This is a genomic window from Salmonella sp. SAL04157 (assembly GCF_046551635.1).
Taxonomy (GTDB): Bacteria; Pseudomonadota; Gammaproteobacteria; order Enterobacterales; family Enterobacteriaceae; genus Salmonella; species Salmonella enterica.
Genome location: NZ_JBGDVS010000002.1, coordinates 349,686 through 362,439, shown reverse-complemented (window position 1 = coordinate 362,439; position 12,754 = coordinate 349,686). Strand labels below are relative to the sequence as shown.

The window sequence follows — 12,754 nt, the reverse complement described above, 5'->3', positions numbered from 1 at the left end:
AGAACTATAACGCAGCAACGCTTATTAATAAAGCAATTCTCCAGGAATAATCCGTAATAGCATGAAACTGTGTCCCAAATCATCCCTGTAATCCTAACGTGAGCTTACAGGGACATTTATCAAGGCAGTCTTTCCAGCATTAATCCAGCCCGCAATCCGCAGGCGACAGAGGGATTAGGAAAGAGAACATATTCAACGTCATGCGTCACCGTCACGCGCTTATCCCCCTCCTCGGCCAGCAACGTTCCCTTCGCAAAGGCAGTAAAATTCAGCGTTTGCGCATCCATATAAAGCGCGAACTTGTCGCTGTGACGCGTGATTTGCGACACCACCCGATAGCGTAGCGGCGGCGAAGATGAGCTTGACGTTTCGATACCGCTCAGCAGCGCCGACAACGCCTGCGAGGTTACGCTGAACTGCGTCAGATCGTTTTGCCCAAACGGCAACGCCTTTCCCAACTCCAGGGTACAGGAAAGCGCGCCGAAATGTTCAGAGCTAAAGTGCGTAAACGTACCGCCGGGCGCCTGATGAAATACCAACGCCTCCAGTCCTGCCGCGCCCAGCCACGCCAGAAAATCCGCCTCCCACGGGCGGTCGCGCTGCGGCAATACGCCAAAACGCAAATGATGCGAGCCACGAATGGCGGTATGCAGATCCAGATGCCAGCGTACCCGCGCCTGGCCAGATGAAAAGAAGGTCTCCAGACTTAGCTCCAGCTCACGCGCCCGCCGCGTTTCATCGCTTTCGGCAAAGGACTGCCAACGCCCGCCAAACATACGGTTCATATCGCTGTGACAATAGCGTATTCCCGCCGCCAGCGCCTGCGGATTGCCGAGCACCACCAGCACTCGCCACGTTAACATCAAGCTGCCTGAGAACAGCGCCGACAGCAGCTTATCCAGCATCTCTACCGGCGCGGTTTCATTGCCGTGTATCCCCGCAGAAAGAATTAACGCGCGGTCGACCGGCGCATCGGGCGTGAATTCAAGCAGACCATGGCCTAACCAGCGCCAGCGAAAACCCGCGCCCTTCCCCTGCGTCACCCGTGGTGTCGTGCCGCTTAGCGTCAACGCCAGAAAGTTATCCATCAGCCGCCCCCGTTTGCTGGAAAGGATAAACCGACCCCAAATCCAGCAGATGCGTTAACACATCCAGCGCCTCCCGGCCTTCTCGCAATAATAACGGATCGGCCAGATCGGCGGCGGTCAGGCGATCGCGATAATAACGATCCGCCCACGCGTTAAGGGCCGTAAACAGAGCGTCATTCATCATTACCGCTGGATTCACCGCCCGTCGTTCTTCTTTTGTTAACACCACGCGTAATCGCAGACAGGCCGGGCCGCCGCCGTTGGCCATACTTTCTCGCAAATCAAACACCTGCATCGCGCTGATGGGGTTATCCTCCGCCACCAGCTTATTCAGATAGCGCCAGACGCCGACATGGTCCTGACATTCCCGCGGCAACACTAACAGCATTGAGCCGTCGTCACGGCTTAACAACTGACTATTAAACAGGTAGGTCGCCACAGCATCTGATACAGAAACCTCTCCGGCGGGCACCTCTATCGCCATAAAACCGTCAACGCGCGTACGCAACTGATTAATGAGCACTTTCTGCCGGGCAAACGCCGCTTCGTGACAAAACAATACCTGTCGATTCGAAACGGCGATGACATCATTATGGAATACGCCTTGATCGATGACCTCCGGGTTCTGCTGAGCGAAGATAACCTGTTGCGGATTCACCTGATTAAGACGCGCCACGGCCTCGCTGGCTTCGCGGCTCTGGCGCGCCGGATAACGAGCGGGTCGTATTTCATTCTCCTCTTCGCGCCCATAGACAAAAAGCTGTACGCCTGCCGAACCATACTCGCCGCCAAGACGGTTATGATTCGCCGCGCCTTCATCTCCCAATAATGCGACCTGCGGTAACGCGCTATGCACTGAAAACTGACTTTCATCGCGAAATATGGCGCGTAGCAGCGCTTCGGTAACAGGCGCCTCAAGAGCGCGATGAAATTTATTGTTTAAATTCGCCACCGTCAGGTGAACTTTCCCGTCCAGCGCGTCTGCCGATGGGCAAACCGTCGCCGCATTCGCAACCCACATTGGCGACGCGGAACTCACGCTGGAAAGCCAGCGTGGCGCCTGACGCGCAACCTTATCCAGAATCTGCTCATCGCTACCCGTGAAGCCGAGCTGACGCAACGCCGGAATAAAAGGCCGCTCATGCGGCGGGATCACCGCCTGGGGAAAGCCGGCATCCGCCAAAGCTTTCATCTTTAGCAGCCCCTGCTTTACCGCCAGACGAGGATTCGACACCTGAAAACGGTGGCGGGTCGATGCCTCATTGCCGAAGGATAGCCCGGCATAATGGTGCGTAAGCCCCACCAGCCCGTCAAAATTAACTTCATGCGCCGTCATACCGCCTCCCTGCGAGAAAAGTCGAGGCCGGGGCTTAATGTCGCAGGCAACGTCAGTTCGGGAGATTCCAGACTGGCCATCGGCCAGGCGCAATAATCGGCGGCATACCAGGCGCTGGGCCGATGGTTGCCAGACGCGCCGACACCACCAAACGGCGCAGTACTCGCTGCCCCGGTGAGCGGTTTATTCCAGTTAACGATCCCTGCCCGCGCCTCCAGCAAGAGCTGTTCGAACTGCGCGCGATCCGTCGACACCAGCCCACACGACAGACCAAAACGGGTATTATTCGCCAGACGAATCGCCTCATCGAAATGCGCATAACGCCAGACGTTCAGCAGCGGACCAAACACCTCTTCATCCGGCACATCCGCGACGCCCGTCAGCTCAATGATGCCAGGCGTCAGCAGAGAGGTTCCCTCTTTGACCTTCCGCGGCGCCAGTAACGTGCGCCCGCCTAATGCCTCTCGTTGACGCCAGGCCTCCATCACATGCTGTGCCGCCTGCGCTGAAATCAGTCCGCCGATAAACGGCTGCGGATCGTCGTCCCATCTGCCGGGCTGCAGACGTCCGGCGATGTCAACCAGCCGCGCCAGAAATGCATCTCCCTGCGCACCCTGTTTTACCAGAAGGCGTCGCGCGCAGGTACAGCGCTGTCCGGCGGTAATAAACGCCGATTGCAGCGTCAGATGTACCGCCGCATCTATATTTGCCACATCCTCAATAATGAGCGGGTTGTTTCCGCCCATTTCAAGAGCCAGGATTTTTTCCGGCTGGCCGGATAGCTGGCGATGAAGCTGATATCCGGTACTGGCGCTGCCGGTAAACAGCAGTCCGTCGAGATCGTCGAGCGAACTTAGCGCTTGTCCGGTCTCCCGGCCGCCCTGCACCAGATTAAGAACGCCTGCCGGTAGCCCCGCCCGTTCCCAGAGTTTTATTACCGTTTCCCCGGTCCATGGCGTTAGCTCGCTAGGTTTGAAGATCAGCGTATTGCCTGCCAGCAACGCGGGCACAATATGGCCATTCGGTAAATGGCCGGGAAAGTTATAAGGGCCGAATACCGCCAGCACACCGTGAGGACGATGGCGCAACGTCGCGGCGCCATCGACAAGTTCGCTTTTTTGTTCGCCGGTTCTGGCGTGGTAAGCCTTAATCGAGATGGCAATCTTATTGATCATCGCCGTCACTTCCGTCGCCGCCTCCCAGCGCGGTTTACCGGTTTCACGTGCGATGACCTCCGTGAGCTCGGCTTTATGCGCCTCCAGCAGGGCGGCAAATTTCTCTACGATAGCCTGTCGTGCGGCAAAAGGCTCTCTGGCCCAACGAGGAAACGCCGCGCGCGCCGCCTGACAGGCTTCGGCGACCTGTGCCGCATTAGCGTCATTCCCCTGCCAAAGTATCTCCGCGCTCACCGGGTTCGTTTTGCGGCGGCGTTCGCCCTGACCGGTTATCCAGTCGCCGTTTATCCATAGCGTCATACGGTTTTCTCCTCAGCGCAAAGGCGTACCAGCCGAACGTGGTCGCCCGCGCGACATTTCAGCGCATCCAACTGCGCAGCGGTAAGTACAAGTCGTGAAGTCTGCGGATCGGCACGCACCAGCGCGGCCCGAAAGTGGTGATAGTTTTCATTGGCGACCAGACATGCCGGATAGTCGCCAGGCGCGGGTTGCCCTTCCGCGACTTCCACCAGTCGGCTTTTACGAATGGCCCGCACGCGGTCAATATCACACTCCAGCGTCGGCCCGCCGTCGAAGATGTCGATATAGTGGCGATAGCGAAAGCCTTCCTTTTCCAGCACCGCGCGGGCTGGCGCCGTTTGCGGGTGGACTTCGCCAATTACGGCCTGTGCCTCTTCAGATAAGAAGTGGGTATAAATAGGATGTTTGGGCATCAGCTCGGCGATAAACGCTTTTTGCCCGGTACCGCATAAAAAATCCGCCCGGCTGAAATCCATAGAAAAAAAGCGTTTGCCGAGACTTTGCCAGAAGGGAGAATAACCGTGCTCGTCAATGACGCCGCGCATTTCCGCCACCACTTTCTCATTGAATTTATCGCGAAACGCGGCCATAAACATAAAGCGCGATTTTGACAACAGGTAGCCGTTACCCTCTTTACGCCATTCGGGATCGAGAAACAGCGTGCAAAGCTCACTGCTGCCAGTGTGATCATTACTCAGGAATAATGTTGGCAACGCGTTATATACATTCAGCTCTTTGGAGGCATGAACCAGCGTACCGACACGATAGTTATACCAGGGGTCATTAAGGCCGACCGCGACCTCAATGGCGCAGATCCCGCCGACCTCACCCGTTTCACTGTCCTCGAGAACGAATACATACCCTTGTTCGCCTTTTGGCAGCTCGCCGGACCAGGTTTTTAGCGCGCGTTCAATGCGGGCCGCCAGCGTCGCTTCATTTGCCGGTAGCGAGGTTAAGCCGCCGCCCGTTTTGCCTGCAAGCTGCATCAGCGCGGCGATATCCGCATGTTCGACAGGACGAATCACCCGCATGATGCGCCTCCCGTCTGAAGGCGTTCGCACGCCAGGGCAAAACGATCAAGCCCGGTGGCTATCTCCTCGTCGCTCACATTTAACGCTGGCGCAAAACGCACCACGTCGCCGCCGGCGATGAGCACCATCACGCCTGCTTTTGCCGCTTCCTGGGCGATGAGTTTGGCTTTTCCGGCAAACTCCGTCTGTAGCACACAGCCAAGCAGTAGCCCCAGCCCGCGAATTTCACTGAACATGCCAAAACGTACATTAATGGTATTTAGACGTTCAATAAACGCATCGTGGCGCTGTCTGACGCCGTTTTGCATCTCCGGCGTATTGATGATATCCAGTACTTTTCCGGCAACTGCCGTCGCCAGCGGATTACCGCCGTAGGTGGTGCCATGGGTGCCTGGCGTCATAACGCTGGCATAGTCTTGCGTGGTCAGCATCGCGCCTATCGGGAAGCCGCCGCCCAACGCTTTAGCAGTCGTCAGGATATCGGGTGTAACGCCATAATGCATATATGCATACAGTTCGCCGGTACGTCCGACGCCCGTCTGCACCTCATCAAAAATCAGTAACGCCTGATGCCGGTCGCACAATTCACGCAGCCCCTGCAAAAAAGCTTTCGTGGCGGGGATCACGCCGCCCTCGCCCTGCACAGGCTCTACGATCACGGCGCAGGTATTGTCATCAATTAGCGCGCTGGCGGAGTTCAGATCGTTATAGGCTGCATGACGAATATCCGGCGGCAGCGGCGCAAAGTCCTGTGAATAGGAGGGTTGACCGCCAGCGCTGACGGTAAAGAGCGTGCGACCATGGAACGCGTTTTTAAAGGCCACAATGCCGCTTTTATGATTGCCGACACGATCGTGGGCATATTTGCGCGCCAGTTTTAATGCTGCTTCATTTGCTTCAGCGCCTGAATTACAAAAGAAAACGCGTTCGGCGAAGGTCGCGTCGATCAGTTTTTTCGCCAGTCGCAGCGCCGGCTCATTGGTGTAACCGTTCCCGGTATGCCAGAAGCGATTCGCCTGTTCATTTAACGCCTCGCGCAACGCCGGATGCGCATGTCCCAATGCGTTGACCGCGATCCCGCCAGCAAAATCAATGTACTCTTTCCCCTGCTGATCCCACAGGCGTGAGCCTTCTCCGCGTACAGGAATAAAAGGCGCGGGAACATATACCGGCACCATCCATTCATCAAAGTTTTCGCGCGTAACTGACAGAGACATAGCGACCTCTTTTGGTAAAAATAAAGTTATCTATATGTTAATTAATATGAGTGTTTGCGCTGTAAATGTAGATTGCAGCATTCGTGCCAGCCAGCGTTAACATTGCATAAACAGAAGTGATAAACGGTAAATCAATGGGTTACAGCGTAGCGATATTCACTTTTACTGCATGAAAAGTGAATATTTCCACATAATCGGTGGCTAAAAAGAGGAAAAAGCGAAATATTATTCAGTTGCCAAATATAATTCTGGAATTGTGATCTTATACGAAATTTACTGGAAATTACCGCCCCGTTCTGGCGCATCTGCACGCAAACCGTGCCATTTTCGCGCTATAGAAAACACCATACGCTTCCATTGGCCGAATCTGACGATGAGTGGCAGTCACCCGGTAAAATTTCTGTTACCATCCCAACACGATTCACCTTGCAAAGTGGCAGTGACTATGAAATTTGTCTCTTTTAATATCAACGGCCTGCGCGCCCGTCCCCATCAGCTTGAAGCGATTGTCGAAAAACACCAGCCCGATGTGATCGGCCTACAGGAGACAAAAGTCCACGACGAAATGTTCCCGCTCGAAGAGGTCGCGAAGCTGGGCTATAACGTTTTCTATCATGGACAAAAAGGCCATTACGGCGTCGCGCTGCTAACAAAAGCCACGCCCATTTCCGTCAGACGCGGTTTCCCGGATGATGGCGAAGAGGCGCAACGCCGCATTATCATGGCGGAAATCCCCTCGCCGCTGGGTAATATTACCGTCATTAACGGCTATTTCCCGCAGGGGGAAAGCCGGGATCATCCGTTGAAGTTCCCCGCGAAAGCGCAGTTTTATCAGAACTTGCAAAACTATCTTGAAACGGAACTCAAGTGCGATAATCCGGTATTAATTATGGGCGACATGAATATCAGCCCGACCGATCTGGATATTGGCATCGGCGAAGAGAACCGCAAACGCTGGCTGCGTACCGGTAAATGCTCCTTCCTGCCGGAGGAGCGTGAATGGATGTCGCGGTTACTGAAGTGGGGATTAGTGGACACGTTCCGTCAGGCGAATCCGCAAACGATGGATAAATTTTCGTGGTTTGATTACCGCTCAAAAGGTTTCGTGGATAATCGCGGGCTGCGTATCGACCTCTTGCTGGCAAGCGCTCCGCTGGCGGAACGTTGCGCAGAAACCGGTATAGACTACGACATTCGCAGTATGGAAAAACCCTCCGACCATGCGCCGGTCTGGGCGACGTTTCGTGTTTGATTCCGCTTTCTGATTAACCGTAAGGCCGGGATAGCGCGACGCTTCCCGGCAGGAATAACGACCTTAACAACAATGATAAAAAAACTCGATGTTGTTGCTGCCATCATTGAACGCGACGGCAAAATTCTGCTGGCCCAGCGCCCAGATCATGCGGATCAAGCCGGTTTATGGGAATTTGCCGGCGGTAAAGTCGAACCCGGCGAAACCCAGCCGCAGGCGCTTATCCGCGAGCTACGCGAAGAGTTAGGGATTGACGCCACGCCCGGCGTCTATATCGCCAGCCATCAACGCGACGTGTCTGGCCGACGGATTCATTTGCACGCCTGGCATGTGCCTGCGTTTAACGGTCTGATACGTGCGCTGGAACATCAGGCATTAGCCTGGTGTACGCCGGAAGAGGCGCTGGAGTACCCCCTCGCCCCGGCGGATATTCCGCTATTGCAGGCGTTTATGGCTTTACGCGACGCCAGACTAACGGATTCGTGCTGATGGTTTTTTCGTCACGCTGGCACTGGAGCAAGACGCCTTCCACTTTTATTACCGCGCCTTCGGAGTAATTCTGATCCTGGTAAACGCAGCACTGAATGCAGGGCTGGGACGACTGACCGCGCGTGCTGAAAACTTCCGGCGGGACATTCACCTGAATATCAGGACGACTGTTCTGGTTTGCCAGCCCGACCATTGGCATTATCGCCATCACGGCGACCACGAGGCTTCGGCGCATAGGATTTCCTTATTTTTCTAAGTATATTCTCAGTATAACGGTAAGCCGCCGTGAAAACTTTAATCCTCTTTTGTCATCGCTTTTAGTTATGACCCTCGCCCCGTTATGAATTTACTTAGCAGCGTCATTTTTTTCTTGCTTACCGTCACATTGCTGATGGTATAGTCGAAAACTGCAAATACATATTCTGATAAAACGCAAATACAACCACATTAATATATAAGAGGTTTTTATATCTATGGATCAGACATGTTCTCTGGAATCGTTCCTCAACCATGTACAAAAGCGCGACCCGCATCAAACCGAGTTCGCGCAAGCCGTCCGTGAAGTCATGACCACCCTGTGGCCGTTTCTTGAACAAAACCCCCGTTACCGCCACATGTCTTTACTGGAACGTTTGGTTGAACCAGAGCGCGTAATTCAGTTTCGCGTAGTGTGGCTGGACGACAAAAACCAGGTGCAGGTAAATCGCGCCTGGCGTGTGCAGTTCAACTCTGCTATCGGCCCCTATAAAGGCGGTATGCGCTTCCATCCTTCGGTAAACCTTTCCATCCTTAAGTTCCTCGGCTTTGAGCAAACCTTTAAAAATGCCCTCACCACGTTGCCGATGGGCGGCGGTAAAGGCGGCAGCGATTTCGATCCGAAAGGGAAAAGCGAAGGCGAAGTGATGCGTTTCTGCCAGGCGTTGATGACTGAACTGTATCGCCATTTAGGGCCGGATACCGACGTGCCTGCCGGGGATATCGGCGTGGGCGGGCGCGAAGTGGGCTTTATGGCGGGAATGATGCGCAAGCTTTCCAATAACAGCGCCTGCGTCTTCACCGGCAAAGGGCTTTCCTTCGGCGGCAGCCTGATTCGTCCGGAGGCGACGGGCTATGGCCTGGTCTACTTCACCGAAGCGATGCTTAAACGTCATGGTCTCGGTTTCGAAGGGATGCGCGTCGCCGTGTCCGGCTCCGGCAACGTAGCGCAATACGCCATTGAGAAAGCGATGGCCTTTGGCGCGCGCGTGGTTACCGCGTCGGATTCGAGCGGGACGGTGGTCGATGAAAGTGGCTTCACGCCAGAGAAGCTGGCGCGTCTGTGTGAAATTAAAGCCAGCCGTGACGGTCGCGTCGCTGACTACGCCCGTGAGTTTGGCTTAACCTATCTGGAAGGCCAGCAGCCCTGGAGCGTACCGGTGGATATCGCCCTGCCATGCGCGACGCAGAACGAACTGGACGTTGACGCCGCGCGCGTACTGATTGCCAATGGCGTAAAAGCCGTGGCGGAAGGGGCAAATATGCCAACCACGATTGAAGCGACCGATCTCTTCCTTGAGGCGGGCGTACTGTTTGCGCCGGGTAAAGCCGCCAACGCAGGCGGCGTGGCGACATCAGGGCTGGAAATGGCGCAGAACGCCGCGCGGTTGAGCTGGAAAGCCGAGAAAGTGGATGCCCGTCTGCATCACATTATGCTGGATATCCACCACGCCTGTGTCGAGTACGGCGGCGATAATAAGCATACCAACTACGTTCAGGGCGCCAACATCGCCGGTTTCGTGAAAGTTGCCGACGCCATGCTGGCGCAGGGCGTCATTTAATCCCGTCGTCAGGCCAGATGGCTTTACGCTTATTCGGTCTGACGGCCTGTCTCCTCAGCAGGCGGGCTTTTTTTGCCCGCTCGCTTACGCGGCGCGCTCTTTTTCTTTTCTCCACCGCCTGGCGCGACTATCCCTCTGAAGCGCTTCACCGGCGTGCGCTTAGCCTGATCGATCAGCTGATATAACGTGCCGACCAGCGGTTGCATAAAATCCTGATAACGGCACTGCTTTTCGCTGATTTGCGTCAAAACAGATTCCCAGTGCGCGGTCATATCTGGACGGGCCGCCATTTCCGGCAGCGAATGTATTAACGCTTTGCCAGCATCGGTAGAATGAATGTAGCGCCCTTTTTTGGTCAGGAAGCTACGTTTGAACAGCAGTTCGATAATCCCGGCGCGCGTGGCTTCCGTCCCCAGCCCATCGGTCGCGCGCAGGATCTTTTTCAGATCTTTATCCTGCACGAAGCGGGCAATTCCGGTCATCGCGGAAAGCAATGTCGCATCGGTGAAATGACGCGGCGGCTGGGTTTGGCGTTCGACCACTTCCCCCTTTTCACACAGCAACTCATCACCTTTGGCGACAACCGGCAGCGGCGTACCGTCGTTTTCCTCGTCGCGCTCTTTACTGCCCAGTAACGTCCGCCAACCGGCCTCCGCCAGAAAACGCGCTTTGGCGACAAATTTTCCTTTGGCGATTTCCAGTTCAATAACGCATTTACGAAACACCGCGTCCGGGCAGAACTGCATCAGATACTGACGCGCAATAAGGGTGTACACTTTCGCTTCGTTTTCCGTCAGATGGACAGAAGAACTGCGCGCCGTCGGGATAATCGCGTGGTGCGCATCCACTTTTTTGTCATCCCAGCAGCGATTGCGCGTATCAGGATTAACCACAGGCTGCGGCAGTAAATCCGGGGCGTGGACGCTAATCGCGTTCATGACCGCCTGCCGTCCGGCAAAGTGTTCTTCCGGCAGATAACGGCAGTCGGAACGCGGATAGGTAATCAGTTTGTGGGTTTCATATAGCTTCTGACAAATATCAAGCACGTTTTGCGCGCTCAGGCCAAAGCGTTTAGCGGCTTCAATCTGTAGCGTCGAGAGCGAAAACGGCAGCGGCGCGGATTCTGATTCCCGTTTATCATTATAACTGGTTACCAGCGCGGGCTGACCGTTGATTCGGTTCACTACATGCTCCGCCAGCGGACGATGAAGCAAGCGCCCCTCTTCATCCTGATAAGGTTCGCACGCCTCGCTCGGCTGCCAGATAGCGGTAAAACGCTCGTCGGCAGGCGTAACGATGTGCGCCTTTACTTCAAAGAAGTCTTTGGCGACGAAGTTCTCAATCTCTTCGTCTCGCCGCACCACCAGCCCCAGTACCGGCGTCTGCACGCGTCCCACGGATAACACGCCCTGATAGCCGGCATTCCGGCCCAGGATCGTGTAAGCGCGGGTCATATTAATGCCATACAGCCAGTCCGCTCGCGCTCGCGCCAGCGCGGAGACGCACAGCGGCACGAAGTCGCTGTTCGCTCGCAGCCTGTCAATAGCACGCTCGACCGCCTGCGGGTTAAGGTCGTTTATCAGACAACGCCGCACCTGCTGGCGCTTTTCGGCAGGAAGCTGGAGATAATCCAGCACTTCATCAACCAGAAGCTGCCCTTCGCGATCCGGGTCACCGGCGTGAATAATTTCACCGGCTTGATGCAAAAAGCGCTTAATCACATTGAGCTGTTTGGTGACGGAAGGACGAGGCTGAAGCTGCCATTTTTCCGGCACGATAGGCAGGTCAGCCAAATTCCAGCGCGCATAACGGCTGTCATACGCATCCGGCTGCGCCTGTTCCAGCAAATGACCAATACACCAGGTGACGACCTGCCCGTTTCCGCACTCAATAAAACCATCGCCTTTACGGTGCGGTTTTGGCAGCACATCCGCAATGGCGCGCCCCAGACTCGGTTTTTCGGCAATAAACAACCGCATCAGGTTAACGAATCTCAACCATAGCGCGACCGCCGCGGGCCTCGACCAGTTCGCCAATCGCGGTCAGATCGATACCAAATTCCGCCGCGGTGGCTTTAACATCGTCTTCGGCGTCCGGCGTTACCGCCAACAACAGACCGCCTGACGTTTGCGGATCGCACAGCAGGCTACGAACTTCACGCGACATGTCGCCCATCAGATGACCATAGCTGGCGAAGTTGCGCTCTGTGCCGCCCGGTACGGCGCCCAGGGCAATATACTCTTCCACACCCGGCAGTTTAGGGATGTCCTGATAGCAAAGCAGCGCCTGCACGCCTGCGCCCTGGCACATCTCGCTCAGGTGCCCCAGCAGGCCAAAACCGGTAACGTCAGTCATGGCTTTTACGCCATCGATATTGGCAAACGCCGCGCCAGCAACGTTCATCCGACACATGACTTCCGTCGCCAGCCCCTGATGTTCAGGTTTAAGCAGCGATTTTTTCTCGGCGGTGGTCAACACGCCAATCCCCAACGGTTTGGTCAGAAAGAGCTTGCATCCCGCCTGCGCGGTACTGTTTTTCTTCACCCGTTCGGTCGGCACTACGCCTGTGACCGCGAGACCAAAGATCGGCTCCGGGGCGTCAATAGAGTGTCCGCCCGCCAGCGCGATACCGGCCTGATGGCAGGCAAAGCGCCCCCCCTCGGTCACTTCACGCGCAATATCGGGCGACAGTGTGTTAATCGGCCAGCCAAGGATCGCGATCGCCATAATCGGTTTGCCGCCCATCGCAAAAATATCGCTGATGGCGTTTGTTGCCGCAATGCGGCCAAAATCAAACGGGTTGTCGACTATCGGCATAAAGAAGTCGGTGGTGCTGATAATACTGGTGCCATTACCCAGATCGTAAACCGCCGCATCATCGCGGGTTTCATTACCCACCAGCAGGTTCGGGTCGACGAACTTCGCCTGCTCGCTATGCAGGATAGTCTCCAGCACTTTAGGGGAAATTTTACAACCGCAACCAGCGCCGTGGCTGTATTGCGTTAAACGAATGGCTTGCTCGCTCATGGACATCTCCTGTCATTGCATT

General features: G+C 55.6%; 11 protein-coding genes. 3 read left to right on the top strand and 8 right to left on the bottom strand.

Going from position 1 to position 12,754, the window contains the following annotated elements; genetic code table 11:
* Window positions 1-119: 119 nt before the first annotated feature.
* From astE to ACLJRE_RS05355, 5 genes are read right to left on the bottom strand one after another with little or no spacing between them, the layout of a single operon-like run.
* Window positions 120-1,088, bottom strand: coding sequence for a succinylglutamate desuccinylase (gene astE / locus ACLJRE_RS05375; protein WP_023212246.1), 969 nt, complete (start codon window positions 1,086-1,088; stop codon window positions 120-122).
* Window positions 1,081-2,424: an N-succinylarginine dihydrolase gene (gene astB / locus ACLJRE_RS05370; RefSeq protein ID WP_001629620.1), complete on the bottom strand. Its 1,344-nt coding sequence runs from the start codon at window positions 2,422-2,424 to the stop codon at window positions 1,081-1,083. The genes astE and astB overlap by 8 nt, the downstream gene beginning before the upstream one ends.
* Window positions 2,421-3,899 (bottom strand): succinylglutamate-semialdehyde dehydrogenase, encoded by a 1,479-nt coding sequence (gene astD / locus ACLJRE_RS05365; RefSeq protein WP_023212247.1) that lies wholly within the window; start codon window positions 3,897-3,899, stop codon window positions 2,421-2,423. The genes astB and astD overlap by 4 nt, the downstream gene beginning before the upstream one ends.
* Window positions 3,896-4,930 (bottom strand): arginine N-succinyltransferase, encoded by a 1,035-nt coding sequence (astA, locus tag ACLJRE_RS05360; protein ID WP_001263889.1) that lies wholly within the window; start codon window positions 4,928-4,930, stop codon window positions 3,896-3,898. The genes astD and astA overlap by 4 nt, the downstream gene beginning before the upstream one ends.
* On the bottom strand, window positions 4,921-6,147 hold the full coding sequence (locus tag ACLJRE_RS05355; RefSeq protein ID WP_000059498.1) for an aspartate aminotransferase family protein: 1,227 nt from the start codon (window positions 6,145-6,147) through the stop codon (window positions 4,921-4,923). Before ACLJRE_RS05355 ends, astA begins: the two co-directional genes overlap by 10 nt.
* A gap of 445 nt (window positions 6,148-6,592) precedes the next feature.
* On the opposite strand from ACLJRE_RS05355, the gene xthA reads away from it, so the two are divergent.
* Together xthA and ACLJRE_RS05345 are read left to right on the top strand one after the other, a co-directional pair.
* Window positions 6,593-7,399, top strand: a complete 807-nt coding sequence (gene xthA, locus ACLJRE_RS05350) for an exodeoxyribonuclease III (protein ID WP_000673954.1) — start codon at window positions 6,593-6,595, stop codon at window positions 7,397-7,399.
* Window positions 7,400-7,471: 72 nt separating this feature from the next.
* The gene (locus tag ACLJRE_RS05345; protein ID WP_000592141.1) at window positions 7,472-7,888 is read left to right on the top strand and encodes a pyrimidine (deoxy)nucleoside triphosphate diphosphatase; all 417 of its coding nucleotides are present in this window, start codon (window positions 7,472-7,474) and stop codon (window positions 7,886-7,888) included.
* On the opposite strand, the gene ACLJRE_RS05340 is transcribed toward ACLJRE_RS05345, so the two are convergent.
* Entirely contained in the window at window positions 7,848-8,123 is a 276-nt protein-coding gene (locus ACLJRE_RS05340; protein ID WP_001254682.1) for a YnjH family protein, read from the bottom strand. The genes ACLJRE_RS05345 and ACLJRE_RS05340 overlap by 41 nt on opposite strands.
* A gap of 238 nt (window positions 8,124-8,361) precedes the next feature.
* Here ACLJRE_RS05340 and gdhA point away from each other — a divergent pair, with 238 nt between their 5' ends.
* On the top strand, window positions 8,362-9,705 hold the full coding sequence (gene gdhA / locus ACLJRE_RS05335; RefSeq protein ID WP_000372865.1) for an NADP-specific glutamate dehydrogenase: 1,344 nt from the start codon (window positions 8,362-8,364) through the stop codon (window positions 9,703-9,705).
* 29 nt (window positions 9,706-9,734) lie between these two features.
* Here gdhA and topB read toward each other — a convergent pair whose 3' ends face one another.
* Window positions 9,735-11,684: a DNA topoisomerase III gene (gene topB / locus ACLJRE_RS05330; RefSeq protein WP_001235863.1), complete on the bottom strand. Its 1,950-nt coding sequence runs from the start codon at window positions 11,682-11,684 to the stop codon at window positions 9,735-9,737.
* Between the two features lie 4 nt (window positions 11,685-11,688).
* The gene (selD, locus tag ACLJRE_RS05325; protein WP_023212250.1) at window positions 11,689-12,732 is read right to left on the bottom strand and encodes a selenide, water dikinase SelD; all 1,044 of its coding nucleotides are present in this window, start codon (window positions 12,730-12,732) and stop codon (window positions 11,689-11,691) included.
* Between the last annotated feature and the right edge of the window lie 22 nt (window positions 12,733-12,754).

Excerpts from the sequence above, each read along its gene's own strand:
- astE (WP_023212246.1), bottom strand. The coding sequence starts at position 1,088 with ATGGATAACTTTCTGGCGTTGACGCTAAGCGGCACGACACCACGGGTG.
- astB (WP_001629620.1), bottom strand. The coding sequence starts at position 2,424 with ATGACGGCGCATGAAGTTAATTTTGACGGGCTGGTGGGGCTTACGCAC.
- astD (WP_023212247.1), bottom strand. The coding sequence starts at position 3,899 with ATGACGCTATGGATAAACGGCGACTGGATAACCGGTCAGGGCGAACGC.
- astA (WP_001263889.1), bottom strand. The coding sequence starts at position 4,930 with ATGCGGGTGATTCGTCCTGTCGAACATGCGGATATCGCCGCGCTGATG.
- ACLJRE_RS05355 (WP_000059498.1), bottom strand. The coding sequence starts at position 6,147 with ATGTCTCTGTCAGTTACGCGCGAAAACTTTGATGAATGGATGGTGCCG.
- xthA (WP_000673954.1), top strand. The coding sequence starts at position 6,593 with ATGAAATTTGTCTCTTTTAATATCAACGGCCTGCGCGCCCGTCCCCAT.
- ACLJRE_RS05345 (WP_000592141.1), top strand. The coding sequence starts at position 7,472 with ATGATAAAAAAACTCGATGTTGTTGCTGCCATCATTGAACGCGACGGC.
- ACLJRE_RS05340 (WP_001254682.1), bottom strand. The coding sequence starts at position 8,123 with ATGCGCCGAAGCCTCGTGGTCGCCGTGATGGCGATAATGCCAATGGTC.
- gdhA (WP_000372865.1), top strand. The coding sequence starts at position 8,362 with ATGGATCAGACATGTTCTCTGGAATCGTTCCTCAACCATGTACAAAAG.
- topB (WP_001235863.1), bottom strand. The coding sequence starts at position 11,684 with ATGCGGTTGTTTATTGCCGAAAAACCGAGTCTGGGGCGCGCCATTGCG.
- selD (WP_023212250.1), bottom strand. The coding sequence starts at position 12,732 with ATGAGCGAGCAAGCCATTCGTTTAACGCAATACAGCCACGGCGCTGGT.